Source organism: Brachybacterium sp. 107 (assembly GCF_052379725.1).
In the GTDB taxonomy this organism is placed as follows: domain Bacteria; phylum Actinomycetota; class Actinomycetes; order Actinomycetales; family Dermabacteraceae; genus Brachybacterium.
The window spans coordinates 170283-192063 of the sequence record NZ_JBQSYW010000007.1; the positions used below are offsets into that span (position 1 = coordinate 170283).

The window sequence follows — 21781 nt, forward strand, 5'->3', positions numbered from 1 at the left end:
GTGGAGGGCCTCCCTGCACGGTTCCGACGGCCGTTGTCGAGGATCCGGGCCGATGCGGAATCAGGGACGGAGACGACGGTGCGGTGGTGGCTGGAGTCCCGAGGCATCGGGGTGAGGGCACAGGTGAGGTTCCCCGGGCAGAGCCGCCGGATGGACCTGCTGGTGGGCCGGAGCCTTGTCATCGAATGCGATAGCCGTCAGTTCCACGATGATCCGACGGGATATGACGAGGATCGCCGGCGGGACCTCTATCTCATCGCGATGGGATATCAGGTGGTGCGGCTGACCTGGGAGCAGGTATTCCTCGACTGGGAAGAGACGGAGAAGATACTCCTCGCGGTCCTGCAGCGGGGATTTCATCTGCGTTCGCCACGCCCAGGGAAGGGGATGCTCGCGGCGTGATGCGTGATGCGTGTTGCGTGTTGCGTGTTGCGTGCCGGGTGCCGGGTGACGGGTGACGGGTGCCGGGTGCCGGGTGACGGGTGACGGGTGGCGCGTGGCGGGGAGGCGTGCGGCGTGGTGCATGGAACGGCGCCTGGTGTGCAAGCCCCGCTCTATGCGGAGAGGCTGTACACCAGGCGCCGGTGGATGCGTATGGGATGAGGAGCTGGCGGTCAGGCCTTCGGTGCGATCAGGCCTTCGGGGCGGTCAGCCGATCGCCAGGGCGTCGGTCAGGCCTTCGGTGCGGTCATGGAGAGGACGTCCAGGGCCGAGTCGAGCTGCTCCTCGGTGACCTCGCCGCGCTCCACGAAGCCCAGCGCGATCACGGCCTCGCGCACCGAGATCTGCTCGGCGACGGAGTGCTTGGCGATCTTCGCGGCGCTCTCGTAGCCGATGATCTTGTTCAGCGGGGTCACGATCGAGGGGGAGGCCTCGGCGTAGAAGCGGGCCTTCTCCTCGTTCGCAGTGAGCCCGTCGACCGTCTTGTCGGCCAGCACCGTGCTCGCGTTGGCGAGCAGACGGATCGACTCCAGCAGGCTGGTGCCCATCAGCGGGATCTGCACGTTGAGCTCGAAAGCACCCTGGGCACCACCCCACGCGATGGCCGCGTCGTTGCCCACGATCTTCGCGCACACCATGAGCACGGCCTCGGGGATCACGGGGTTGACCTTGCCCGGCATGATCGACGAGCCCGGCTGCAGGTCCGGGAGCGAGATCTCGCCCAGTCCCGTGTTGGGGCCCGAGCCCATCCAGCGCAGGTCGTTGCAGATCTTCGTGATCGACACGGCGATGGTGCGCAGCGCACCGGACATCTCGACCAGGCCGTCGCGCGCGGACTGCGCCTCGAAGTGGTTGCGCGCCTCGGTCAGCGGCAGACCGGTCTGCTCGGCGAGGTTCGCGATGACCTTCTGCGGGAAGCCGGCCGGGGTGTTGATCCCGGTGCCCACGGCGGTGCCGCCCTGGGGGACCTCGGCGGTGCGGGGCAGAGCCGCCTCGACGCGCTCGATGCCGTATCGGACCGCGGCGGCGTACCCGCCGAACTCCTGGCCGAGGGTGACCGGGGTGGCATCCATCAGGTGGGTGCGGCCGGACTTCACGACGGCCTTCCACGCCTCGGCCTTGGCCTCGAGCGACTCGGCGAGGTGGGCGAGGGCGGGCAGCAGCTTCTCGACGACGCCCGCGGTGACGGCCACGTGCACCGACGTGGGGAAGACGTCGTTGGAGGACTGCGAGCAGTTCACGTGGTCGTTGGGGTGGACCTCGAGCGCGTCGCTGGAGGCGAGGGTCGCCAGGACCTCGTTCATGTTCATGTTCGAGCTGGTGCCGGAGCCGGTCTGGTAGGTGTCCACCGGGAACTGGTCGTCGTGGCCACCGGCGATGACGGCGTCGGCTGCAGCGACGATCGCGTCGGCGATGGCGCCGTCCAGCACTCCGAGGTCCTGGTTGGCGCGGGCGGCTGCCTTCTTGACCTGGGCGAGAGCGTGGATGTGGGCGGGCTCCAGGCCCTGCCCGGAGATCGGGAAGTTCTCCACCGCACGCTGGGTCTGTGCCCGGTAGAGGGCCGAGGCGGGAACCCGCACCTCACCCATGGTGTCGTGCTCGATGCGGTAGCCGTCCTGCGAGGCGGCGGGCGTGGACTGGGACATGGATGTGCCTCCCTGGTGTCGTCGTTCGGTGGTGCGGTATCTGAGTGGTCGGTGGGGAAGAGGTCTCGGGGCGTGAAGCCGGGGTGAGGGATGCAGTGACGGTCGCGGGGCGGAACCGGTGCCGGAGCTGATTCAGCCGAGCTCGTGGCTCCACGGCGGGTTCGCGCCGGCCCGGGAGACGGTGATGGAGGCGAGGATCGCGGCCCGGCGCAGCACGGTGGCGATCTCGTCCGAGGGGAGGGAGGCCAGCTGTTCCCGGTGCTCGCCTCCGAGCAGGCCCTTCGCCGCGAGGGCGTCGAGGATGCCGGCGGAGAAGGTGTCCCCGGCGCCGACGGCATCGACCACGACCGGTGCGACCTGCACCCGACCGGAGCGGTTGAAGCCCACGGCGCCCTCGCTCCCACGGGTCATGACCACCAGGGACGGGCCCTGCTGGAGCCAGGACGCGACGACGTCCTCGAGGTCGTCCGTGCCGTACAGCCAGGCCACGTCCTCGTCGGAGGCCTTCACGACGTCGCTGAGCGCGATGTTGGCCTCTACCTGTCCGCGCACGGAGGCCGGGTCACCCATCAGGGTGGGCCGGGCATTGGGGTCGTAGCTGATCGTGGAGCGGTCGCGGCTGCGGCGCAGAACGTCCTCGACGGTCGCGGCCCCGGGCGACATCACGGCAGCTATCGACGAGGTGTGCACTGCGTCGACCCCGTCGGGCAGTCCGGAGGGGTCCGGGTCCCACACCAGATCGAAGGTGTAGGTCGCTGCGCCGTGCGCGTCGAGCACGGCTTCGGCGGTCGACGTGCGGTCGTTGACCGAGCTTCCCGAGGTCAGATGGACCCCGGAGTCGGCGAGATGCGCACGGATCGCATCGCCCCGGGGGTCCGGGCCGATGCGGGTGAGCAGATGGGCGTCGTGGCCGAGGCGGCTGAGGGCCACGGCCACGTTCAGGGGGGATCCACCGGGATGCTCACGACGTGAGCCGTCGGCTTCGACGACGATGTCGGTGAGGGCTTCTCCGGTGATGAGGAATCTGGCGGTCACCGCACGATCATTGCAGGTTTCCCCGGTCGGGGCGAACGGAACGGACAGGGCGAGGATCGGTGACGTGCCGGCTCTCTCGCACGCGCTCGCGACACCCTGTGAACGGAGGTTCCGTGCACCGGCACAATAGGGGGTATGCACGTGCCCCCTGACGACGCCCCTGAGACGCCCGACGAGCCGACTTCGGATCGTCCGCAGCCGCAGCCCCGTCCGCAGCCGAAGTCCGCTTACGAGCTGCCGTCGCGGAAGAACACCGTGCTGCGGAACATGGTGTGGGCGATCGCGCTCACGATGGCCCTCGTGGTCGTCATCGCGATCGCGTTCTTCGGGGTGGGGAGCAAGAGCGACCGCAAGCCGCTGGAGAACTCGGAGGTCGACGTCGCAGCGAGCGCCGAGCGGGCTCAGGACATCGCGGGCTTCCCCGTCGCCGCGCCGGCGATGGGGGACGAGTGGTCGGAGCGGTCCGCCCGCTTCACCGATGGCGACATCCCCCGTTGGCAGGTGGAGTACACCTCGCCGGGCGGTTCGCTGGTCACCCTCACCGAGGAGTCCGAGGTGAGCGCCACGATGCTGTCCGCCGCGCTGCCCGGAACCGTGGTCGAGGAGGAGCTGACGATCGATGGCACAGACTGCCAGGCGCTCAGCGGCGGCCAGGACGGCGCCGAGCGGGTCGGGATCTCCTGCGAGGGCGAGGATTTCGGACTGCTGGTCCACGGCGAGACCGATCGCGAGGAGCTGAACGTGCTTGCCGAGGCCGCGCTCGCCGACATCGCGGGCTGAGCTCCGCCCTGTGGGTCAGCCGTCCTGGCGGCGGGCGTTGACCGCGTCGTCGAGACGCACCCGCGCGCCGTCGAGCCACTGCTGGCACCGGCGGGCGAGCATCTCGCCGCGCTCCCAGAGCCCGATGGAGTCCTCCAGCCCGCCCTGCCCGGACTCGAGACGGCGAACCACCTCGACCAGCTGATCCCGGGCGGCCTCGTAGGACAGCTCGGCGATGTCCGGGGGGAGCTGTGCATCCTCGGTGGGGGTGACCTCGGGGGCCGGAGCATCGGCGCTCTCGGGGTCCAGGGGCGGGTTCTCGTCGGGGGACTGGTTCATGGGGGCTCCTCAGAGGCTTGATCGGAACGAGTGCGTCGGAACGGTTGCGTCGGAACGGTTGCTTCGGCACGGGGCGGGGGACTGGTGCTGGTGACGAGTGCTGGGGCAGCACGGGTACCGGGTCCCGGCTATCGCGTCAGGGCACCGGGGGTGTGTACGGGTCGGTGTCGACGTGCTCGACGCCGAAGCGACCGCCTGCGACCCGGACGGAGAGCGGATCGCCGACAGCGGTCGCGCCGGGGGAGCGCACGATCGTCCCGTCGGGGCTCTGGACCACGGCATAGCCGCGCTCGAGGGTCGCCAGCGGGCTCAGCGAGCGCACCTGGCGACCGAGGTGGTCGATCTCGTCGGCCGCCCGGTCGAGGCGGGCTCCGACCAGCGTGCGGGCCAGCGCGATCCGGGAACGGATCTCGTCGGCCCGGCCGGAGAGGATCGTGGCGGGGTTCTCCAGCACCGGCCGCGACCGCATCGCATCCAGCGCGGACTGCTCCCGCTCGAGCCGGGCCCGGATCGCCGACCGCAGGCGGGTGCGTCCCAGGTCGAGCTGGTCCAGCTCGGCCTGGATGTCGGGGACGACGCGTTTGGCGGCGTCGGTGGGGGTGGAGGCGCGCACGTCGGCGGCGAGATCGATGAGGGGCGTGTCCACCTCGTGGCCGATGGCGGAGACGATCGGCGTCGTCGCCGCGGCCACCAGGCGGGTGAGCTGCTCGTCGGAGAACGGGAGCAGGTCCTCGAGTGAGCCGCCGCCGCGGGAGATGATGATGACGTCGACGTCGTCCCGGCCATCGAGCTCCTTCAGCGCAGCGGAGACCTCCCGCACGGCCTTGACGCCCTGGACCGCGACCTCTCGGATCTCGAAATCCACGGCAGGCCAGCGACGGCGGGCGTTGACGACCACGTCCCGCTCGGCGGCGGATTCGCGCCCGCAGATCAGGCCCACCACACGGGGCAGGAACGGCAGTGGCTGCTTGCGGGAGGCGGCGAACAGGCCTTCGGCGGCGAGCACGCGCTTGAGCTGCTCGAGGCGGGCCAGCAGCTCGCCGAGGCCCACCGGACGGATGTCGTCGGCCTCCAGCTGCAGGGTTCCGCGCTTGGTCCAGAACGTCGGCTTGGCATGGACGACCACTCGCGCTCCGGCGACCGGCTCGATGGGCAGCGCGCGCAGCACGTGCTCACGGATCGGGACCGAGAAGGACATATCGACATCGATGTCGCGCAGCGTCATGAAGCTCAGTCCTGCTCCGGGACGGCGGTTGAGCTGGACGATCTCGCCCTCGACCCACAGCGGGGACATCCGGGCCACGTACTCGCCGACCTTCACCGACAGCTGTCGCAGCGGCCAGGGATTCTCCGCCGTGGTCTGAGCGGCGGTGGCGGCCGGTGCGGGCCGGGGGGCGTCGCCGTCGCCTGCCTCCTGCACGGAACTCGTCTCGGTCATGGGAACACTCTGGCACGCCGGTGGGACAGCTCGCTCGTCGAGCGCCGGATCGGGGATGACGGACCGGTGGGGAGGAAGCGTCGGAGGCGGGTCGGCGGCATCGGCGCGGCCCCGCGAGGCGTTCGCGAGACGCTCGCGAGGCACTCGCGCTGAGGGAACCCTGCCCGGCGTGGCCCTCGTGCCGGTGACGTCCCTGTGGAGGTGTGGTGAGTCTTGCCGCACCTCCCTGCCGTTGTCCGTCGCCACCTCCTACGATGGAGCGGTGAGCAACGGAACCGTCCTTCTTGCCGAACCGCGCGGCTACTGCGCGGGAGTCGACCGGGCTGTGGTCGCCGTCGAACGAGCGCTCGAGCATTTCGACGAGACCGTGTACGTGCGCCACGAGATCGTCCACAACAAGTTCGTGGTGGACCGTCTCAAGGAGAAGGGCGCCGTCTTCGTCACGGAGGTCGACGAGGTCCCCGAGGGTGCCCTCGTGATCTTCTCCGCCCATGGCATCTCGCCGAGAGTGCGGGAGATGGCCGAGGAGCGGAACCTGCGCACCATCGATGCCACCTGCCCTCTGGTGACCAAGGTGCACAAGGAGGCCGTGCGCTTCGCGCGGCAGGACTACGACATCCTGCTGGTGGGCCACGAGGGTCACGAAGAGGTCGAGGGCACCGCCGGCGAGGCCCCGGAGCACGTGCAGATCGTCAACTCGCCCGAGGATGCGGTCAACGTGACCGTGCGCGACCCCGAGAAGGTCGTCTGGCTCTCGCAGACCACCCTCAGCGTCGACGAGACCATGGAGACCGTGGATCGTCTGCGCGAACGCTTCCCGACGCTGCAGGCCCCGCCCAGCGACGACATCTGCTACGCCACCCAGAACCGTCAGGTGGCGATCAAGAAGATCGCTCCGGACGCCGATCTGGTGCTGGTCGTGGGTTCCCCGAACTCCTCGAACTCCGTGCGCCTCATGGAGGTCGCCAAGGAGGCCGGCGCGAAGGCCTCCCACCGCATCGATTCCGTGTCCGAGCTGCGCGACGAGTGGTTCGAGGGCGTCGGGACCGTGGGCGTGACCTCCGGTGCCTCCGTCCCGGACGTGCTGGTCCAGCAGCTGCTGGGCGAGCTCTCCGAGCGGGGCTACGGCGACGTGAAGCCGGTGCGCACCGCGACCGAGGACCTCATGTTCTCCCTGCCGCGCGAGCTGCGCCAGGAGATGAAGACCCAGGGCGTGGCCGACCGCCGCACGAAGCCCACCGGCGACGGCGCCACCGCGGAGTCCTGACCTCCACGATCCCGACCTTCAGGACCCGTACGACGACGGGCCGCCGGCACGCTCCAGAGGGAGGGCCGACGGCCCGTCATCCTGTGCGGGGCCGTCTTCCGCGAGGGGCCCGGATCGTCCTGCTACGGGCGGGGGCGCTCAGCCCGCGCGGTCCTCGCGATCCTCGCGTGAGGTCAGGGGCCGGTGGGCCGAGGACGGCGCCGCGAGATCGGCGATCTCCGCCTCCTCCAGGGTGCGGGCGCGGCGGGTGAGCTGATCGACTTCGTCGACCGCGGTGCCGGTCAGGCCCAGGTCCTCGAAGCGGCGGGCGGTGACCATGACCCGGGTCTGCAGGGATCCGACGGCCTCGTTGAACGCGGCGACCGAGGAGTCCAGCGAGCGGCCCACCTTGCCCAGGTGACCGGTGAACGTGCCCAGGCGGTGGTGGAGCTCGCGACCTGCGTCGAGCACCTCGCGGGCATCACGGTTCAGAGCGTCGGTGCGCCAGGTGTGCGCGACCGTGCGCAGCAGCGCCACGAGCGTGGCGGGGGAGGCGACCACGACGTCCTTGCCGAAGGCGTCGTCCAGCAGGGTCGGGTCCGTCTCCAGCGCTGCGGCGAGCACCCCGTCGCTGGGCACGAACAGCACGGTGAACTCCGGGGTGTCCCCGAGTGCCTTCCAGTACGCCTTGGAGGAGATGACGCCGACGTGGTGGCGCAGCGCCTTCGCATGAGCCTTCCGACGGGTCGCGGCGCGCACGGGATCGGTCTCCTCGGTCGCGTCGAGGTAGGCGTCCATCGGGGCCTTCGCATCGATCACCACGTGCCGGTCCCCGGAGAGATGCACGACCAGGTCGGGCCTCTGCCCAGCATTCCCGTCGGCCCGTGTTCCGGCGAGCTGCTCGGTGAAGTCCACGTGCTCGAGCATCCCGGCGGCCTCGACGATCCGTCGCAGCTGCACCTCGCCCCAGCGGCCGCGCGCCGTCGGGGCTCGAAGGGCCGCGGTGAGTGCGCTGGTGCCGGTCTCCAGGGACTGTGCCCGCTGCGCGAGCTGTGCCAGGTGAGAGCGAAGCGCCCCTTCGGCGTCCACCCGGGCAGCCTCGGAACGGACCAGTGAGCGCTCCAGATGGGCGAGGGTGGTGGTGATGGGGGCGAGCGTGCGCTGGAGCTCGGCCTCACGCTCCTCCTCGGCGGCGTCGCGGCGCGCGACATCCCGCTCGTGGCGCTCGTCGGCCAGGCGCAGCAGGTGGCCGGAGGCGTCCACGCCGGCGCGCTGCTGCTGGTCGAGCGTCCGGATGCGCTCGCGCATCACGAGCCAGCTGATGGCGGCTCCGAGCGCCGCACCCAGCGCGAATCCCAGCAGGAGCATCTGTGTACCGGTCATGGCGTCAGCACATCACGGCGGTGTGACGGACGAGCGACGCCACGCCTGCCCGGCCAGTGCGCGGGGTGGCTGGAACGGTCGGTCAGACCTCTTCCATCTCCTGGACGATCTCGATGTCATCGAGGAGCCAGGAGCCGTCCTGTCGGACGAGCAGGCAGTCGAAGGTCCCTTCCGAGACGTCGGGACCATCGGTCATCGTCTCCGTGACGCGCACCGTCGCCCGGTCCCCGTCGACCTCGGAGCTCACGATCTCGTCCTCGAACTCGAGGCCGTCCTCCTCCTGCTGCTGCTCGATGTCGCTGGTCCACCCCTCGCAGGTGAAGTCCTCACCCTGGAACTTCTCGGTGGTGATCTCCTCGAAGGTCTCGCAGTCCGCCGAGCTCCACGCCTCGAGGTACTCCTCGATGACATCCTCGGGCGTCTGCCGCAGCGCGAAGTACCAGACGGCGCCCGCCACGAGCACGAGCACGACGACGATCGCGATGAGCGCGCAGACGCCGCCGAGGATCCAGGGGAGGAGCCGGCGGGATCTGTTCGGGGGCTGTGCAGGGTCGGGATGAGGAGCCATGCGAACACCTTAGACAGGCCGGAGCGCCGGCGAGCGGGTTCCGAGGACTCCGCTCAGGCGGCGGAGGCGCGATCCCGGGCGGCCTGCACCTCGCCCATGTTCTCCGTGGCCCAGGCGACGAGCACGTGCAACGGATCCAGGAGTGAACGGCCGAGCTCCGTCAGCTCGTACTCGACACGCGGCGGGATCTCCGGATACGCCGTGCGCAGCACCAGCCCGTCGGCCTCGAGTGCCCGCAGGGTCTGGGTGAGCATCTTCTGGGAGATGCCGTCGACGCGGCGGGAGAGCTCGGAGAAGCGCAGCGGGCCGTCCTCGAGGAGGCCGACGACGAGCACGGTCCAGCGGTCGCCGATCCGATCCAACAGCTGCCGCGACGGGCAGTCGCGGGCGTAGGGGTCGTAGTCGAGCAAGGCCATGGCGGTTACTCCTGATTCGCGTCGTGTGATGTCGGGTTGCGACGGAGTCGGTGCGGTGCACCGCGGGGAGGGTCCGCGCATCCGGGGTACTTACTGCGAAGTGCCGACTTCCCGATAGAGACTAAGTCACCTACAGTGAGTGTCAAGCCCATGGCGTGAGCCATGGAGACGGGGTGGATCATCCCCGCATCGATCTTCGCGCTCGGCAGAGCGCTCGGAAGGAGAGTCCATGGCTCGCATCGTCATCCTCGGAGGCACCGGATACGCCGGAGGGCATCTCGCCGCGGAAGCCGTCGGCCGCGGTCACGCGGTCCTCGCCGTCAGCCGCACAGCCGCGAAGGAGCCCGTGGACGGCGTCGAATACCGCACCGGCGACGCGCGGGAGGAATCCTTCCTCGCCGACCTGCTCGACGACGCCGACGTGGTCGTCTCCGCCCTTGCGCCCCGCGGCGACATGGCGGACGAAGGCGCCTTCCGGGACCTGCAGGCCGCGCTCGCCCACCTCGCGGCGGAGAAGCACGTGCGACTCGGCGTGATCGGTGGAGCCGGATCGCTCCTGGTCGCCGAGGGCGGCCCGAAGCTCGTGGACACCCCGGATTTCCCGAAGGAGTTCGCCGAGGAGCCCCGCGTGGCCGACGCCGTCCTGCAGGACCTGCGGAAGGCCGACGAGAGCGTGGACTGGTTCTTCCTGAGCCCCGCTGCCGGGTTCGGCAGCTTCGCCCCGGGCGAGGCGACCGGCACCTACCGCGTGGGCGGAGACGTGCTGCTCACCGATTCCGAGGGCACCTCGTTCATCTCCGGGGCGGACCTCGCGCTCGCGCTGGTCGACGAGATCGAGAAGCCCGCGCACCGTCGCGAGCGCTTCACCGTCGCGTGCTGATCCTGCTCCCGGGGCCGGTGAGACCAGTGGCTCACCGGCCCCGGGCCCGGGCTCCGCGCAGGCCACGTAGAATCACGTCCCGTGGCTCTTACTATCGGAATCGTCGGTCTGCCCAATGTCGGCAAGTCCACCCTCTTCAACGCCCTCACCCGCGCTGAGGTCCTCGCAGCGAACTACCCGTTCGCGACGATCGACCCCAACGTCGGCATGGTCCCGCTGCCCGACCCGCGGCTCGGCCAGCTCGCCAGCGTGTTCGGCAGCGAGAAGCTGGTCCCGGCCAGCGTCTCCTTCGTGGACATCGCCGGCATCGTCAAGGGCGCCAGCGAAGGTGAGGGCCTGGGCAACAAGTTCCTCGCCAACATCCGCGAGGCCGACGCGATCTGCCAGGTCACCCGCGCCTTCGCCGATCCCGACGTGACGCGCGTGGACGGCTCCACCGACCCCTCCAATGACATGGAGGTCATCACCACCGAGCTGATCCTCGCCGACCTCCAGACCATCGAGAACTCGATGCAGCGACTGGAGAAGGACACCAAGCGCGGACTGGTCGACGCCGCCGTGCTGCCGAACGTGGTCAAGGCGAAGGCGCTGCTGGAGACCGGGAAGACCCTCTACCAGGGCGCCGACGACGCCGGCATCGACGTCACCGCACTGCGCGAGCTGCAGCTGATGACCGCGAAGCCCTTCATCTACGTGTTCAACACCGACGAGGAGGGCCTCGCGGACGCCTCCTCGCAGAAGGCCCTGAAGAACCTCGTGGCCCCGGCCGAGGCAATCTTCCTCGATGCCAAGTTCGAGGCCGAGCTGATCGAGCTTGACGAGGACGAGGCCGCCGAGATGCTCGAGTCCACCGGCCAGGAGGAGTCCGGCCTCGCTCAGCTGGCCCGCGTCGGCTTCGACACCCTCGGCCTGCAGACCTACCTCACCGCCGGCCCCAAGGAGTCCCGCGCCTGGACGATCCCCAAGGGTGCCACCGCCCCGCAGGCCGCCGGCGTGATCCACACCGACTTCGAGCGCGGCTTCATCAAGGCAGAGATCGTCTCCATCGACCACCTCCTCGAGGCCGGCTCCATGGCCGAGGCCAAGGCCAAGGGCAAGGTGCGCATCGAAGGCAAGGACTACGTCATGAAGGACGGCGACGTGGTGGAATTTCGTTTCAATGTGTGAGCGGCTTGGTCGTTGAGCGGGCAAGACTGGGGCGACGACGGCGGAGCACGGCGGGCTCGATCGTTTGAGCTCGAGTGTGTCGGGGTCGGTATCCTGACGGCATGGCTGAGATCATGACGACCGAGACGCTCGCCCTTCGCGAGCTCATCGACGCGCGTCGTGCTGATTTCCAAGTACTCCTTGACCGGTACGCCGCGACGAACCCGAAGTTGTTCGGGTCCGTCGCCCGGGGCACCGCGGCCCCGGGGTCGGACATCGACATCCTCGTCGAGATGGATCCTGCGGATGGCAACCTCCTGATGCGGGCCTCCGGGCTGTTGGAAGAGACTCGAGCCCTGTTCGGCCGCGACGACATCGACGTGTTCCCGGTGCAACTGCTCAAGCGGCAGGTCTCGGCCTCGGCGCTCGAGGATGCGGTGGCATTGTGAGCCGCGACCCGGCCCAGCGCATCGCTGATGTTCTCGAAGCCGTTGAGCGGTGCCGACGCTATGTCGCTGCTCTTGACGGCGATGCGGACCTGTTGGAGATGGCAGAGGACGCGATCGAGCGCAACCTGCAGATCATCGGCGAAGCCGTGAACCACCTCCCCACAGACATCACTGGTGCGCACCCGGAGATCGCCTGGCCGCAGATCCGAGGCTTCCGCAACATCCTCGTCCATGAGTACTTCGGCGTCGATGTCGACGTCGTCCGCGACGTCGTCGAGACCCACCTCCCGCCTCTCGCCCAAGCATTGCGCGACCATCTCGCCGCCGACTGATCAGCCCCGACGAAAGGTGCGGTGTCCGGCTGAGCGCACTGTGATGGCCGTACGTACCGGAACTCGGTGGAGTTCCGGTTTAACGTCTAGCGTTATTGACGCGTCGCGTCATAGACTGGTCTCGTGATCAGATCCTTCGGCAGCAAGTGCACCGAGCGGATCTGGCATGAGCAGTACGTCAAGGGCGTTGACCGCCGTGTGCAGCGGGCGAGTCTGCGGAAGCTCGAGCTGATCCACGCCGCGAACGACGTGGAGGATCTCCGGATCCCTCCGGGCAACCGGCTGGAGCGACTCGTCGGCGATCGTCGAGGGCAGCACAGCATCCGCGTCAACGCGCAATGGCGTCTCTGCTTCGTCTGGAGAGAGGGAGGTGCGGATGATGTCGAACTCGTCGACTACCACTGAGAACGAGATGATCGAGCCGATCCACCCTGGGGAGATCCTCATGGAGGACTTCATCGAGGGCTTCGGGATCACACAGAACAAGCTGGCGGTCTCGATCGGTGTGCCACCGCGGCGCATCAACGAGATCGTGCACGGCAAGCGCGGTATCACGGCTGATACGGCGATCCGCCTGGCACGGTACTTCGGGACGTCGGAGGAGCTCTGGATGAGTCTGCAGTCCAACTACGAGCTGCGGCTCGAGCGGCGGGCGCTGCGTGACAAGGTTGCCGCGATCACGCCGCTGGCGGTCGCGTGACCGGTCGCCTTGTCGTGCTCTTTGGCCTCCACGGGGTCGGAAGACGAGCATCGCCGGGGTCGTCGCTGCGCGCACGGGGTCGGTCCACCTGTCCATCGACGAGGTTGAAGAGTCGATCCTTGCCTGCGGTCTGCCACCAGGGTGGCAAGTCGGCGTTACCGCTTACGAGGCAACGCGTGCGATGGCGGAACAGAATCTGCGGCTCGGTCACGATGTCGTTGTCGCTGCTGCCCACAACGGTGAAGAGGCTCGGCAGACCTGGCGCACTGCGGCACCGTGAACAGGTTCACATGTCGACTTCGTGTACCTCGAGATCTCCGATGTGCATGAGCACGAGCGCCGGCTCAGCGGCAGAGATCGCAGTCTCACCTACGTGGGCGAGCCGACCTGGTCGGACGTGCAGCGCCGGCGCGCTGACCATGCGGCGTGGTCTGATGCGGTCTTGGAGTTCGACACTGCATCGGAGTCTGCGGACGAGGTTGCAGCCGCGATCACCGCGCGCCTCGACTCGACATGAGACGACGTCGTCGCTGATGGTTCTCCGTGCCGGAACTCGGTGGAGTTCCGCTTCAACGTCTGACCTGCGGTGATGGGGCGCGCAGGGTCTCGTGCGCGGAAGCGGAGGAAGGGGGCGGGAGCTCATCGGCCGGTCCGTGAACCGGTGCCTGACAAGGCTCGGAGGCAGGACCTGTATGCGTGGGCCGACCTCGAGCGCCCCCTCTTCACATCGCTCTGGTTCGGCGTCGCGACTGGGCTCCTCGTCGCTGGTCTGATCGTCATCGGGCTCGTCGGCGAACAGATCGACCCGGATCTGAGCTATGCGGTGGTGCCGCTGGTCGCAGCGGTCGTCGCGTTGAGTGCGATGACGATCATGTACGTCATCCTGGTGCTGTGCAGCGTTGCTCTGCGCCGCATCGAGCGGCAGAGCTCACCACGCAGGCCGCGCTCCTGGCGCAATCGCTGAAGGTTTCGCTGACCCCTCGCTGGCCCGAGGCCGCCCATGCCGTTCCCACCGCCTCCCGGAAGGGCTTCATCGCGGCCGAGATCGTCTCCGACGACCGCAAGGCGACCTGCCGCGCGGGAACGCCGCGCGTGGCAGCTCGTCGCCTGCAGTGGGGCGGGCGCGCTCATCCCGCCCCAGCGCCCCGGGCGCACGCCGGCCTGGCTGCTCCGTGCAGCCACAGCGGCCCTCAGAACAGAGGCCAGGGCACCGCCGGCATCTCGCCGCTCGGGGCCGGGAACCGCCCGTCCGCACGCAGCTGGGCGCAGCGTGCGGTGAGCTCTGCGATCTCCTCGGTGCTGAGCAGGTCCGCGAGGCGCTGGCCCAGCTCGCCGCGCAGCCCGTCGCGGACACGGTCGATGCCCTCGCGCTCCTCGGTGGTCAGTGCGTCGCCCAGCCAGCCCCACAGGACCGTGCGCAGCTTGTGCTCGTGATGGAAGGTGAGGCCATGGTCGACGCCGTACCGATGCCCGTCGGCCATGGCGAGGATGTGGTCGCCCTTGCGATCGGCATTGTTGACGATCAGGTCGAACACCGCCATGCGTCGCAGCGCCGGCGTGTCCTCGTGGGCGAGGGTGATGCTCTGCCCGCTCTGGTCCTCGCCCTCGAGCACGCTTCTCCAGCCCGACCCGGGGAGGTCGGCTGTCGGGACCAGGTCTACGGCGCGCTGGGCGGGATCCTGCTTCTGCCAGAGCTGCACCATCCCTTCGCCCAGCGGGCCGTCGCGCAACCAGGTGCGCGGCACGACGCTCCAGCCGAGGACCTCGGAGATCAGATACGCGGCCACCTCCCGGTACGCCAGGGCTCCGTCGGGGAAGTCCCACAGCGGTGCCTCGCCCGCCACCGGCTTGTAGACGACCACCGCGTCACCGATGGTGCCCAGGAACGTCGCGTTGGAGGCCGTCGTGAGCCGGCCTGTGAGCGTCAGCTCGGCGGTCACCAGGTCCGTCGCGGGCATCAGTACTCGGGAATGATGCAGATGTGGCCGTCGGGGTCCATGGGGTAGCCGCAGAGCGTGCACAGGGGACGCCCGGCATCCACGATCTCCAGGGTGCGCTGGGTGAACGCACGGGCGGTGCCGACCGGCATCTTCACCCGCAGCATCTCGGACTCCGCCTCGGCGACATCGTCGACCGCATCCTCGTCGGCGTCGTCGAGGAGGAGGGGATGCGCCTCGATGATCACCTGGGCCGTGGTGGGGTCCCAGCCGATCCCGATGGTTCCGGCGCGGAACTGCTCCTGGGCGGCCTCGAGCGGATCGTTGTCGACGAGCTCGACGGGAGTGCTGGTGGGAACGCTGAAGCGGTTGCCCTCGACGTCGATGAGCTGATCGAGGACCTCGTCGATCTTCTGCGCGAGCAGAGCCGACTGCTGCTTCTCCAGGGCGATGCTCACGATCTGTGCCCCGGCGCGCGCCTGCAGGTAGAAGGTTCGGGCACCCGGAGGCCCGACCGTCCCGATGACGACCCGGTCCGGCCAATCGAACTCGTGAACATGTGCAGGCGCGTCGGTCATGTGATGATCCTAGGCCTCCGACCGTCCGCGTCGGGGGTGCTGGGACCGCCATCCGCGTCGGGGGCACCGCCATCCGTGCCAGGTGCGCCGGCACCGCCGCCCACCGGCGCATCGCCGGAGGGGATCGCCTGTGCGAGCCAGGACAGATCGCCGGAGTCCGTGTTGGTCGCCAGTACCCTCGGCCGGCTCGCGCCGTAGTTCACGATCGACACGGAGGCGGGTCCTGCCTCGAGTCGCTGGAACAGGTCGAGGTGCATGCCGAGCGCGTCGGCCAGGATCGACTTGATGATGTCGCCGTGGCTCACCGCCACCCAGACCGCCCCCGGACCATGCTTCGCCTCGACGGCGGCATCGTGGCGTCGGATCGCTGCCACAGCCCGGGCCTGCATCCCCGCCATGGACTCGCCGCCGGGGAAGACGACAGCGGACGGCTGCGACTGCACGACCCGCCACAGATCCTCGCTCGCGAGATCGCTGAGCCGGCGGCCCTGCCACAGTCCGTAGTCGCACTCCGTGAGATCGGATTCGACCGACGAGGGCGGCGCGCCGCTCTGGCGCTCGACGATGGCGCGGGCGGTCTCCTCGCAGCGCACCAGAGGGCTCGACACCACCCGGACCACGGGCACGGCCGCGATCCTCTCTCCGGTGAGCGCCGCCTGGTCCCGTCCGAGATCGTCGAGGTGGACACCGGCGGTCCGGCCTGCCAGCAGTCTGGTCGCATTGGCCGTGGTGCGGCCGTGCCGCACGAGCAGTACTGTCGCCATCCCTCCAGCCTAACGATGGCGAGTTCAGCCGTCACCAGCGAGCGCGGCTCGCGCTCGCGATTCCTCGGCATCGTCGAGGCCGGCCTGCCGTGCGCTGCTGCGCTGCTCCTCGTAGGCGAGAGCATCGCGCAGCGTCTCCAGGAGCGGGCGGGTCTCCAGGCCGTGCGCGCGGGCCCGCGCCGTGTCGAGCGTGGCGAAGCCGCGCCACTCGGGATCGTCGATCCACAGCGGCAGCGAAGCGGGGCCCATCCAGGCGCCGATGCCGAGTTCCGCGAGCCGAGCGGCGGGCACCGGTTTGGTCGGCACGTGACTGCGTGCAGCCTCCGCCGAGGCGGTGAGCAGGTCAGCGGCCACGGCGATGCGCTGTCCGAGGAACGCCGTACCGCCCAGGAGCAGGATCTTCATGCGGTCCAGGCAACCATGGGGACGAACGCGGCGCGGTGCCATTCGCCGCAGGCGGACAGGGAGCCGCAGTGCTGATCGCCGTCGGGTGACGCCGTGGTGGTCAGAGGGTGTATCGGGCCGGCACGTCGGCACCCGCACAGCTCACGACAGATGGACCGACGTCCGTCGGCACACACCGCTGAGGCGTGGCGATAGCCTGGGTCGATGCGCTATGACTCCCTCGGCTCCAGCGGTCTCGTCGTCTCAGCACTCGGCATCGGGTGCAACGCCTTCGGGCGCCGGATCGATCAGGAGGCGGCCACCGCTGTCGTCCAGGCCGCGCTCGATGAGGGTGTGACCTTCTTCGACACCGCCGACGCCTATGGCCTCGGCGAGTCCGAGACGATGCTCGGCACCGCGCTCGGCTCCCGCCGCGAGGAGGTCGTGATCGCGACCAAGTTCGGCATGGACATGGGAGAGACCTATCCGGGGGCGCGCGCGAACCGGGCCAGCCGCAGCTACATCCTCCGCGCGGTCGAGGGGTCCCTGCGCCGCCTGGGCACCGACCACATCGACCTCTTCCAGCTCCATACCCCCGATCGCATCACGCCGATGGAGGAGACGCTCGACGCCCTCGGTGACCTGGTCAGCTCCGGCAAGGTCCGCTACATCGGCTGCTCGAACCTCGCCGCCTGGGAGGTCGCCGACGCCGCGCACCTCGCCTCCGCCGTCGAGGCGCCCGCGTTCATCACCGCGCAGAACGAGTACTCGCTGTACAACCGCAGCGCCGAGGCCGAGCTGGTCCCGGCCCTCGAGCACTTCGGCATGAGCCTGCTGCCGTACTTCCCGCTCGCCTACGGACTGCTCACCGGCAAGTACTCGCAGAGCGGCGGCGCCCCCGAGGGTACCCGCCTCGCCACCGAGACGGCCCGCTTGGACTCCGCCCGCTGGGACGTGGTCGAGGGGTTCCGGGAGCTCTCCGAGGAGTCCGGGCGCAGCATGCTCGAGATCGCCCTCGGCGGCCTGCGGGCCCAGCCTGCCGTGGACACCGTCATCGCCGGCGCCACGCGTCCCGAGCAGGTCGCCTCCAACGCGCGCGCCGTGGCGTGGGAGCCGACGGCGGAGGAGCTCGACGCGATCGACCGCGTCGTGGCCCCGGGCTCCGGCCCCGGCCACTCGACCTTCGCCGCGTCGCGCCGCTGAGCTCGGCCGCAGGATCCTGCGGCGCGTCCGCATCATCCTTCCCATGAGGGCCGATGGCGCCACTCGACCCTCGCGTGGACCCTGCGGCTCACCTCATCGAGAGATCGCGGGCGTCCGGTGATCCGCTGACGAGGCGACGCCACCCCGTGGCGTGAGGTCGGGCGCGAGCGCCTCGCGCTCGTCGAAGACGAAGCACTCCCCGTCGTAGTGGTCGTGACCCACGTGCTGGAAGTAGCCGAGGATGCCACCGTCGAGCTGCAGCGCGTCGATGCCCTCCTCGCGCAGGTAGATCGCGGCCTTCTCGCAGCGGATCCCCCCGGTGCAGAAGCTCACGACGGTCTTGCCCCCGAGCGCCTCGCGATGCGTGGAGGCCGCCTCCGGGAAGTGCGTGAACCGTGCGATGCGCCAGTCGATCGCGCCCTCGAAGGTGCCGTAGTCGACCTCGAACGCATTGCGCGTGTCGAGCAGGACGACCTCCCGGCCGTCGTCGTCGTGGCCCTGGTCGAGCCAGCGCTTGAGCGTGACGGGCGCGACCGCCGGCGCCCGCTCCTCGGCAGGGCGGATCGTCGGGTGATCCATCCGGATGATCTCCCGCTTGAGCTTGACGAGCATCTTGCGGAACGGCTGCTCGGGCGACCAGGTCTCCGTCGTGGTCAGCGCGGCGAAACGGGGGTCGGCGCGCAGCTCCTCGACGTACCCGCGCACGGCGCCGGCCTCGCCCGCGAGGAAGACGTTGATGCCCTCCTCCGCGAGGAGGATGGTGCCCTTCAGCCCCGCCGCTTTTGCTCGTTCGCGCAGCACGGGACGCAGCTGCTCACGATCCGTGATCCGGGTGAACAGGTAGGCGGAGATGTTGAGGACGTTTTCCACAGGGTGAGCCTACAGATCCGCCGAGCGGTCCCTCGGCCCCGGACGATCCGCTCAGGACGGCGAGGTCGACGGCGATCCGAAGAGGAGCAGATTGCCGTCCGGGTCACGGACCACGAACTCCGTGGCTCCCCAGGGCTTCACCTGCAGCGCCTCCTGGAAGTCCGCGCCTGCAGCCCGGAACTCGCGGAAGAGGGCCTCGGCATCGGCGGTCGTGATGTAGGCCGTCAGCAGCTGTTCCTGCTCTCGGACCTCTGCCACGAACGGTGACTCGTCGACATGGCGCAGGTTCAACCGGGCATCGTCGCGGCGCACCTCGCCGTAGAACGCGGGGTCGCCATGGGTGAAGACGATCTCGAACCGGAGAAGGTCGCGGTAGAAGGCCAGCGCGCGCGGGAAGTCGGTGACGAACACCTGCGCGGTCGCCCGTCGGAGCTGGAACGGGGACGTATCGGGGACGGGCATCCGGAGAGCCTCCTGGAGGTCGGGTCGGATCAGCGGGGCTCGAGCCTCACGCCGTGCGCAGGCCGAACTCATGGCCGTCGGGATCGGCCAGCTCGAGATGGCCCGACTGGTCGGCGAGACGGGTCGCACCCAGCGCGACCAACCGCTCCGCCTCGCGAGCGGGATCATCGGCGACCAGGTCGACACGCTGTCGATTCCTCACGTGCTCGGGAGGCGCCGACGGATCCTTCTAGGAGTCCCAGGAGTCCCAGGAGTCCCAGGAGTCCAAGGAGTCCCAGGAGTCCCAGGAGATCTTGGTGCCGCTGTGCGGTGACTGGATCGCGGTCTGCCCGTCCTCGTCCAGCACCAGCGGCCAGCCCAGGGCCTCGTGCCAGAACACTCCGACATCCCGTGTCCCGTCGCAGGTGACCTCGCCGAGATATCCCGTGCCCGCGAGGTAGGTGTTGCCCGGCTCGATCACGCACAGCTCGTCGTCGCCGGGGTCTGCCAGCACGATGAATCGGTCGTCGGGGGACTGGCCCACGTCCAGATGCCTCCCGCCGAGATCCAGCGCTCGCTGCACGGTCTGCTGCTGGTGCTCGAGGGTGCTGCTGGTCAGGTGCAGATGAAGCTGTCGCGGGCCGACCTGCGCGGTGTCCGAGGTGACGAAGCGGAGCCCCACCTGCGTCGCGATCCCCGGCACCAGTGCCCCGTCGGGCTCGGCGAGGACCGTGCGGTCGAGAAGCCCGGCCCAGAAGGCCGCCGCTGCGTTCGCGTCGGCCACGTCGAAGACCACTGCGTCAAGGTGGAGGGTCACTCCTGCACTCTAGGACGGAATCCTGCCCACGGCGAGGGCTCGGACCAGATGCGCCGGGAGCGTGCGGAGCGGGGCATAGTCTCGATGACCACACCCGCACACCCGCACACCCGCACACCCGCACATCCCCACGGACCCCGAGGAGGCCCACCATGCACGAGCGATCCGAGATCTCCTCGTTCCGGCCGACGGACGCCTGGCATATGGACTGGCCGTACCACGTGTGGACGAAGGCCGGGGTGAGGGCGTCCATCAGCGGGCCCGGCGCGGCGACCGCGGTGCAGGACTTCGTGGAGTCCCTGGAGCACGAACCGGACTCCGACGTCCCGGGCGGCACGCGTCTCTACTACCGCGGCGGGTACACGGCCGAGGTCACGGCTCCGGACGACGGCGAGGCGTGGCAGATCGTTCTGGCGTCGGCGGGCGAGGACGGGCTCGGCTCCGTGCAGTATGCGGCGGACGATCTCGTCGCCGCACTGCGGCGGGCCTCCGGCGAGGTCCGGCTCGCCTGGAGCGAGCTGCCCGCCACCCGGGCGGGGACGGCGCCATGACGGATCACGCACGCACGACGGATCAGGTGGCCGCGACCGTGGTGGTGGACGCCGCCAACTGCGTCGGCAGCGTGCCTGACGGCTGGTGGCGCGATCGCGCCGGGGCGACGCGGCGCGTGCGCGACTCGCTCGAGCCCGAAGCACTCCGTGGCTGTCTGGAGCTCGACGTGTCCCCGGACCTGGTGCTGGTGGTCGAGGGGAAGGCCCGCGGTGTCGAGTCCACCGAGACTGTGCAGGTCGTGGACGCTCCCGGGATCGGCGACGACACGATCGTCGACGTCGTCGAACGGCTCGCCGCACAGGGCGGGAGCATCGTCGTCGTCACCGCGGACAGGGAGCTGCGATCCCGGGTGGCCGCGCTGGGCGCTCGCACCGTCGGCCCGCGGATCGTGCGCCCGAGCTGATCGGTCGCCGAGCTGATCGGCCGCCGAGCTGATCGGCCGCCGAGCTGATCGGCCGCCGAGCTGATCGGCCGCCGAGCTGAGCACCCGAGCTGAGACGCCCAGGGCCGTGACCCGTCGGCCGACCGCAGTTCAGTAGCGCCGAGTACGACTGCCGACCACGCGCTCCAGCGGGATGCTGTCGTCCTGCCAGGGCGTGAGCAGCCACACCACGACGTACGCGCCCACGCCGAGGACCGGGAGCAGGAACGAGGCGAGGACCAGCACGCGGACCAGCCACACGTCGAGCCCGAAGCGATCGGCGATCCCGCCGGCGATCCCCCCGACGAGACGTCGGGGACCACGTCGGAAGCGGATGCGGCGGAGGGAGTCGAAGAAGGTGTCCATGCCTCGACGCTACGCATCGTGCGCGCTCACCGCAGTGGGGCTGACCCCCGCAGGCGATGACGGGAAACCGGAGAGAGGTCGCCGGAGTCGAGCAGTTCACCGCGCCGACAGCGCGTCGAGCGCCAGGGTCGCGAACCGCGCGGCCGCGCGCGCTCGACCAGCCTCCGGGAAGGACGCGATGGTGCGGCCGGTGGAGAGGAGCATGAGCAGGTCGGAGAGGGTGAAATCCTGTCGCAGGCGACCATCCCGCCGGGCGCGCTCGGCGACCTCGTCGATGGTCGCGAGCAGCTCTCGGCGGTGGACCGCGAGGGTTCCGCTCCTTGCATCGGCGGTCGAGAAGGCGTCGACGAAGCCGCGGCTGTGCGAGTTCACCTCGATCAACCGGCGCAGGATCGACGCGAACCCCTCCCAGGGGTCGGGCTCCGTGCGGCCGGACTCCACGATCGATCGGCACGTGCGCATCTGCTCGGCGAACGCCTCGTCGATGAGGGCATCCCGGGTGGGGAAGCGTCGGTAGAGCGTCGCGGGCCCGACGCCCGCCCGGCGGGCGATCTCGCGCATCCCGACGTCGAGGCCGTCGCGTGAGAAGAGCTCCTGCGCGGCGGTCAGGATGCGCTCGCGGTTCTCCTGGGCATCGCTGCGCAAGCGAGTCATCTGTGCACCCCTCGTT

31 protein-coding genes are annotated in these 21781 nt (G+C 69.7%); 14 read left to right on the top strand and 17 right to left on the bottom strand.

The genetic code is table 11. The features are described 5' to 3' along the window. Nucleotides 1–150: 150 nt before the first annotated feature. Nucleotides 151–402 carry an endonuclease domain-containing protein gene (locus ACT3UL_RS10210; RefSeq protein ID WP_444578136.1) on the top strand — a complete coding sequence of 84 codons (252 nt, stop codon included), beginning with the start codon at nucleotides 151–153 and terminating at the stop codon, nucleotides 400–402. Nucleotides 403–671: 269 nt separating this feature from the next. Here the strand turns inward: ACT3UL_RS10210 and ACT3UL_RS10215 are convergent, their stop codons facing one another. After that, entirely contained in the window at nucleotides 672–2087 is a 1416-nt protein-coding gene (locus ACT3UL_RS10215; protein ID WP_444578137.1) for a class II fumarate hydratase, read from the bottom strand. A 132-nt stretch (nucleotides 2088–2219) separates the two neighbouring features. Continuing rightward, the gene (locus ACT3UL_RS10220; protein WP_444578139.1) at nucleotides 2220–3122 is read right to left on the bottom strand and encodes a carbohydrate kinase family protein; all 903 of its coding nucleotides are present in this window, start codon (nucleotides 3120–3122) and stop codon (nucleotides 2220–2222) included. 135 nt (nucleotides 3123–3257) lie between these two features. On the opposite strand from ACT3UL_RS10220, the gene ACT3UL_RS10225 reads away from it, so the two are divergent. Continuing rightward, entirely contained in the window at nucleotides 3258–3902 is a 645-nt protein-coding gene (locus ACT3UL_RS10225) for a DUF4245 family protein (protein ID WP_444578140.1), read from the top strand. A 15-nt stretch (nucleotides 3903–3917) separates the two neighbouring features. Here ACT3UL_RS10225 and ACT3UL_RS10230 read toward each other — a convergent pair whose 3' ends face one another. Both ACT3UL_RS10230 and xseA read right to left on the bottom strand, forming a co-directional pair. Continuing rightward, nucleotides 3918–4220 carry an exodeoxyribonuclease VII small subunit gene (locus tag ACT3UL_RS10230; protein WP_444578141.1) on the bottom strand — a complete coding sequence of 101 codons (303 nt, stop codon included), beginning with the start codon at nucleotides 4218–4220 and terminating at the stop codon, nucleotides 3918–3920. A 136-nt stretch (nucleotides 4221–4356) separates the two neighbouring features. After that, a complete protein-coding gene (gene xseA, locus ACT3UL_RS10235) occupies nucleotides 4357–5658 on the bottom strand; it encodes an exodeoxyribonuclease VII large subunit (RefSeq protein ID WP_444578142.1) in 1302 nt (433 codons plus the stop codon). Between the two features lie 262 nt (nucleotides 5659–5920). On the opposite strand from xseA, the gene ACT3UL_RS10240 reads away from it, so the two are divergent. Beyond that, nucleotides 5921–6925, top strand: coding sequence for a 4-hydroxy-3-methylbut-2-enyl diphosphate reductase (locus tag ACT3UL_RS10240; protein WP_443352602.1), 1005 nt, complete (start codon nucleotides 5921–5923; stop codon nucleotides 6923–6925). Between the two features lie 138 nt (nucleotides 6926–7063). Here ACT3UL_RS10240 and ACT3UL_RS10245 read toward each other — a convergent pair whose 3' ends face one another. The 3 genes from ACT3UL_RS10245 to ACT3UL_RS10255 all read right to left on the bottom strand — a co-directional run bounded on the left by ACT3UL_RS10245 (nucleotide 7064) and on the right by ACT3UL_RS10255 (nucleotide 9271). Next, complete coding sequence (locus ACT3UL_RS10245; RefSeq protein ID WP_444578143.1) at nucleotides 7064–8287, bottom strand: DNA recombination protein RmuC; 1224 nt, start codon at nucleotides 8285–8287, stop codon at nucleotides 7064–7066. An 82-nt stretch (nucleotides 8288–8369) separates the two neighbouring features. Further along, on the bottom strand, nucleotides 8370–8855 hold the full coding sequence (locus ACT3UL_RS10250; RefSeq protein ID WP_444578144.1) for an Rv0361 family membrane protein: 486 nt from the start codon (nucleotides 8853–8855) through the stop codon (nucleotides 8370–8372). A 53-nt stretch (nucleotides 8856–8908) separates the two neighbouring features. Then, entirely contained in the window at nucleotides 8909–9271 is a 363-nt protein-coding gene (locus tag ACT3UL_RS10255) for a winged helix-turn-helix transcriptional regulator (protein ID WP_444578145.1), read from the bottom strand. 229 nt (nucleotides 9272–9500) lie between these two features. On the opposite strand from ACT3UL_RS10255, the gene ACT3UL_RS10260 reads away from it, so the two are divergent. The 8 genes from ACT3UL_RS10260 to ACT3UL_RS10295 all read left to right on the top strand — a co-directional run bounded on the left by ACT3UL_RS10260 (nucleotide 9501) and on the right by ACT3UL_RS10295 (nucleotide 13742). Next, nucleotides 9501–10151 (top strand): NAD(P)-dependent oxidoreductase, encoded by a 651-nt coding sequence (locus tag ACT3UL_RS10260; protein ID WP_444578146.1) that lies wholly within the window; start codon nucleotides 9501–9503, stop codon nucleotides 10149–10151. An 81-nt stretch (nucleotides 10152–10232) separates the two neighbouring features. Then, nucleotides 10233–11318, top strand: a complete 1086-nt coding sequence (ychF, locus tag ACT3UL_RS10265) for a redox-regulated ATPase YchF (RefSeq protein WP_444578147.1) — start codon at nucleotides 10233–10235, stop codon at nucleotides 11316–11318. A 101-nt stretch (nucleotides 11319–11419) separates the two neighbouring features. Continuing rightward, entirely contained in the window at nucleotides 11420–11746 is a 327-nt protein-coding gene (locus ACT3UL_RS10270) for a nucleotidyltransferase family protein (RefSeq protein ID WP_443344733.1), read from the top strand. Continuing rightward, nucleotides 11743–12078: a HepT-like ribonuclease domain-containing protein gene (locus ACT3UL_RS10275; RefSeq protein WP_443344731.1), complete on the top strand. Its 336-nt coding sequence runs from the start codon at nucleotides 11743–11745 to the stop codon at nucleotides 12076–12078. The genes ACT3UL_RS10270 and ACT3UL_RS10275 overlap by 4 nt, the downstream gene beginning before the upstream one ends. A 123-nt stretch (nucleotides 12079–12201) precedes the next feature. After that, nucleotides 12202–12483 (top strand): type II toxin-antitoxin system RelE/ParE family toxin, encoded by a 282-nt coding sequence (locus tag ACT3UL_RS10280; RefSeq protein ID WP_443344730.1) that lies wholly within the window; start codon nucleotides 12202–12204, stop codon nucleotides 12481–12483. Next, nucleotides 12458–12778: a HigA family addiction module antitoxin gene (locus tag ACT3UL_RS10285; RefSeq protein WP_443345803.1), complete on the top strand. Its 321-nt coding sequence runs from the start codon at nucleotides 12458–12460 to the stop codon at nucleotides 12776–12778. Before ACT3UL_RS10280 ends, ACT3UL_RS10285 begins: the two co-directional genes overlap by 26 nt. A gap of 301 nt (nucleotides 12779–13079) precedes the next feature. Continuing rightward, nucleotides 13080–13295 carry a hypothetical protein gene (locus ACT3UL_RS10290; protein WP_444578148.1) on the top strand — a complete coding sequence of 72 codons (216 nt, stop codon included), beginning with the start codon at nucleotides 13080–13082 and terminating at the stop codon, nucleotides 13293–13295. Between the two features lie 144 nt (nucleotides 13296–13439). Then, nucleotides 13440–13742, top strand: a complete 303-nt coding sequence (locus ACT3UL_RS10295) for a hypothetical protein (RefSeq protein WP_443344728.1) — start codon at nucleotides 13440–13442, stop codon at nucleotides 13740–13742. 226 nt (nucleotides 13743–13968) lie between these two features. Here the strand turns inward: ACT3UL_RS10295 and ACT3UL_RS10300 are convergent, their stop codons facing one another. The 4 genes from ACT3UL_RS10300 to ACT3UL_RS10315 are packed head-to-tail and all read right to left on the bottom strand — an operon-like array spanning nucleotide 13969 to nucleotide 16462. Then, nucleotides 13969–14736 carry an SCO1664 family protein gene (locus tag ACT3UL_RS10300; RefSeq protein ID WP_444578149.1) on the bottom strand — a complete coding sequence of 256 codons (768 nt, stop codon included), beginning with the start codon at nucleotides 14734–14736 and terminating at the stop codon, nucleotides 13969–13971. Then, nucleotides 14736–15293: a DUF3090 domain-containing protein gene (locus ACT3UL_RS10305; protein WP_443344725.1), complete on the bottom strand. Its 558-nt coding sequence runs from the start codon at nucleotides 15291–15293 to the stop codon at nucleotides 14736–14738. Before ACT3UL_RS10305 ends, ACT3UL_RS10300 begins: the two co-directional genes overlap by 1 nt. After that, nucleotides 15290–16057, bottom strand: a complete 768-nt coding sequence (locus ACT3UL_RS10310) for an MSMEG_4193 family putative phosphomutase (protein ID WP_444578150.1) — start codon at nucleotides 16055–16057, stop codon at nucleotides 15290–15292. The genes ACT3UL_RS10305 and ACT3UL_RS10310 overlap by 4 nt, the downstream gene beginning before the upstream one ends. 24 nt (nucleotides 16058–16081) lie before the next feature. Continuing rightward, nucleotides 16082–16462 (bottom strand): hypothetical protein, encoded by a 381-nt coding sequence (locus tag ACT3UL_RS10315; RefSeq protein ID WP_443350945.1) that lies wholly within the window; start codon nucleotides 16460–16462, stop codon nucleotides 16082–16084. A gap of 204 nt (nucleotides 16463–16666) precedes the next feature. Between ACT3UL_RS10315 and ACT3UL_RS10320 the strand changes: the two genes are divergently transcribed. Continuing rightward, entirely contained in the window at nucleotides 16667–17644 is a 978-nt protein-coding gene (locus tag ACT3UL_RS10320; RefSeq protein ID WP_444578151.1) for an aldo/keto reductase, read from the top strand. A gap of 93 nt (nucleotides 17645–17737) precedes the next feature. On the opposite strand, the gene ACT3UL_RS10325 is transcribed toward ACT3UL_RS10320, so the two are convergent. Genes ACT3UL_RS10325 through ACT3UL_RS10340 form a run of 4 tightly spaced genes read right to left on the bottom strand, consistent with a single transcriptional unit; the run spans nucleotide 17738 to nucleotide 19772 of the window. Further along, complete coding sequence (locus ACT3UL_RS10325) at nucleotides 17738–18514, bottom strand: sulfurtransferase (RefSeq protein WP_444578152.1); 777 nt, start codon at nucleotides 18512–18514, stop codon at nucleotides 17738–17740. A 51-nt stretch (nucleotides 18515–18565) separates the two neighbouring features. Then, nucleotides 18566–18976: a VOC family protein gene (locus ACT3UL_RS10330; RefSeq protein WP_444578153.1), complete on the bottom strand. Its 411-nt coding sequence runs from the start codon at nucleotides 18974–18976 to the stop codon at nucleotides 18566–18568. Nucleotides 18977–19022: 46 nt separating this feature from the next. After that, a complete protein-coding gene (locus ACT3UL_RS10335) occupies nucleotides 19023–19178 on the bottom strand; it encodes a VOC family protein (protein WP_444578154.1) in 156 nt (51 codons plus the stop codon). Nucleotides 19179–19205: 27 nt separating this feature from the next. Then, nucleotides 19206–19772 (bottom strand): VOC family protein, encoded by a 567-nt coding sequence (locus ACT3UL_RS10340; protein WP_444578155.1) that lies wholly within the window; start codon nucleotides 19770–19772, stop codon nucleotides 19206–19208. A gap of 152 nt (nucleotides 19773–19924) precedes the next feature. Between ACT3UL_RS10340 and ACT3UL_RS10345 the strand changes: the two genes are divergently transcribed. Both ACT3UL_RS10345 and ACT3UL_RS10350 read left to right on the top strand, forming a co-directional pair. After that, a complete protein-coding gene (locus ACT3UL_RS10345) occupies nucleotides 19925–20323 on the top strand; it encodes a hypothetical protein (protein WP_444578156.1) in 399 nt (132 codons plus the stop codon). Next, entirely contained in the window at nucleotides 20320–20727 is a 408-nt protein-coding gene (locus ACT3UL_RS10350) for a hypothetical protein (RefSeq protein ID WP_444578157.1), read from the top strand. The genes ACT3UL_RS10345 and ACT3UL_RS10350 overlap by 4 nt, the downstream gene beginning before the upstream one ends. A gap of 129 nt (nucleotides 20728–20856) precedes the next feature. Here the strand turns inward: ACT3UL_RS10350 and ACT3UL_RS10355 are convergent, their stop codons facing one another. Together ACT3UL_RS10355 and ACT3UL_RS10360 are read right to left on the bottom strand one after the other, a co-directional pair. Further along, nucleotides 20857–21111: a PspC domain-containing protein gene (locus ACT3UL_RS10355; protein WP_443344711.1), complete on the bottom strand. Its 255-nt coding sequence runs from the start codon at nucleotides 21109–21111 to the stop codon at nucleotides 20857–20859. Nucleotides 21112–21207: 96 nt separating this feature from the next. Next, nucleotides 21208–21765: a TetR/AcrR family transcriptional regulator gene (locus ACT3UL_RS10360; RefSeq protein WP_443344710.1), complete on the bottom strand. Its 558-nt coding sequence runs from the start codon at nucleotides 21763–21765 to the stop codon at nucleotides 21208–21210. Nucleotides 21766–21781 lie beyond the last annotated feature (16 nt).

Bases quoted from the DNA above. Each gene is read 5' to 3' on its own strand.
- ACT3UL_RS10260 (WP_444578146.1), top strand. From the start codon at position 9,501: ATGGCTCGCATCGTCATCCTCGGAGGCACCGGATACGCCGGAGGGCAT.
- ACT3UL_RS10255 (WP_444578145.1), bottom strand. From the start codon at position 9,271: ATGGCCTTGCTCGACTACGACCCCTACGCCCGCGACTGCCCGTCGCGG.
- ACT3UL_RS10360 (WP_443344710.1), bottom strand. From the start codon at position 21,765: ATGACTCGCTTGCGCAGCGATGCCCAGGAGAACCGCGAGCGCATCCTG.
- ACT3UL_RS10315 (WP_443350945.1), bottom strand. From the start codon at position 16,462: ATGAAGATCCTGCTCCTGGGCGGTACGGCGTTCCTCGGACAGCGCATC.
- ACT3UL_RS10230 (WP_444578141.1), bottom strand. From the start codon at position 4,220: ATGAACCAGTCCCCCGACGAGAACCCGCCCCTGGACCCCGAGAGCGCC.
- ACT3UL_RS10250 (WP_444578144.1), bottom strand. From the start codon at position 8,855: ATGGCTCCTCATCCCGACCCTGCACAGCCCCCGAACAGATCCCGCCGG.
- ACT3UL_RS10285 (WP_443345803.1), top strand. From the start codon at position 12,458: ATGTCGAACTCGTCGACTACCACTGAGAACGAGATGATCGAGCCGATC.
- ACT3UL_RS10310 (WP_444578150.1), bottom strand. From the start codon at position 16,057: ATGGCGACAGTACTGCTCGTGCGGCACGGCCGCACCACGGCCAATGCG.
- ACT3UL_RS10330 (WP_444578153.1), bottom strand. From the start codon at position 18,976: ATGCCCGTCCCCGATACGTCCCCGTTCCAGCTCCGACGGGCGACCGCG.
- ACT3UL_RS10300 (WP_444578149.1), bottom strand. From the start codon at position 14,736: ATGCCCGCGACGGACCTGGTGACCGCCGAGCTGACGCTCACAGGCCGG.
- ACT3UL_RS10245 (WP_444578143.1), bottom strand. From the start codon at position 8,287: ATGACCGGTACACAGATGCTCCTGCTGGGATTCGCGCTGGGTGCGGCG.
- xseA (WP_444578142.1), bottom strand. From the start codon at position 5,658: ATGACCGAGACGAGTTCCGTGCAGGAGGCAGGCGACGGCGACGCCCCC.
- ACT3UL_RS10305 (WP_443344725.1), bottom strand. From the start codon at position 15,293: ATGACCGACGCGCCTGCACATGTTCACGAGTTCGATTGGCCGGACCGG.
- ACT3UL_RS10270 (WP_443344733.1), top strand. From the start codon at position 11,420: ATGGCTGAGATCATGACGACCGAGACGCTCGCCCTTCGCGAGCTCATC.
- ACT3UL_RS10345 (WP_444578156.1), top strand. From the start codon at position 19,925: ATGCACGAGCGATCCGAGATCTCCTCGTTCCGGCCGACGGACGCCTGG.
- ACT3UL_RS10320 (WP_444578151.1), top strand. From the start codon at position 16,667: ATGCGCTATGACTCCCTCGGCTCCAGCGGTCTCGTCGTCTCAGCACTC.
- ACT3UL_RS10350 (WP_444578157.1), top strand. From the start codon at position 20,320: ATGACGGATCACGCACGCACGACGGATCAGGTGGCCGCGACCGTGGTG.
- ACT3UL_RS10225 (WP_444578140.1), top strand. From the start codon at position 3,258: ATGCACGTGCCCCCTGACGACGCCCCTGAGACGCCCGACGAGCCGACT.
- ACT3UL_RS10355 (WP_443344711.1), bottom strand. From the start codon at position 21,111: ATGGACACCTTCTTCGACTCCCTCCGCCGCATCCGCTTCCGACGTGGT.
- ACT3UL_RS10210 (WP_444578136.1), top strand. From the start codon at position 151: ATGGACCTGCTGGTGGGCCGGAGCCTTGTCATCGAATGCGATAGCCGT.
- ACT3UL_RS10215 (WP_444578137.1), bottom strand. From the start codon at position 2,087: ATGTCCCAGTCCACGCCCGCCGCCTCGCAGGACGGCTACCGCATCGAG.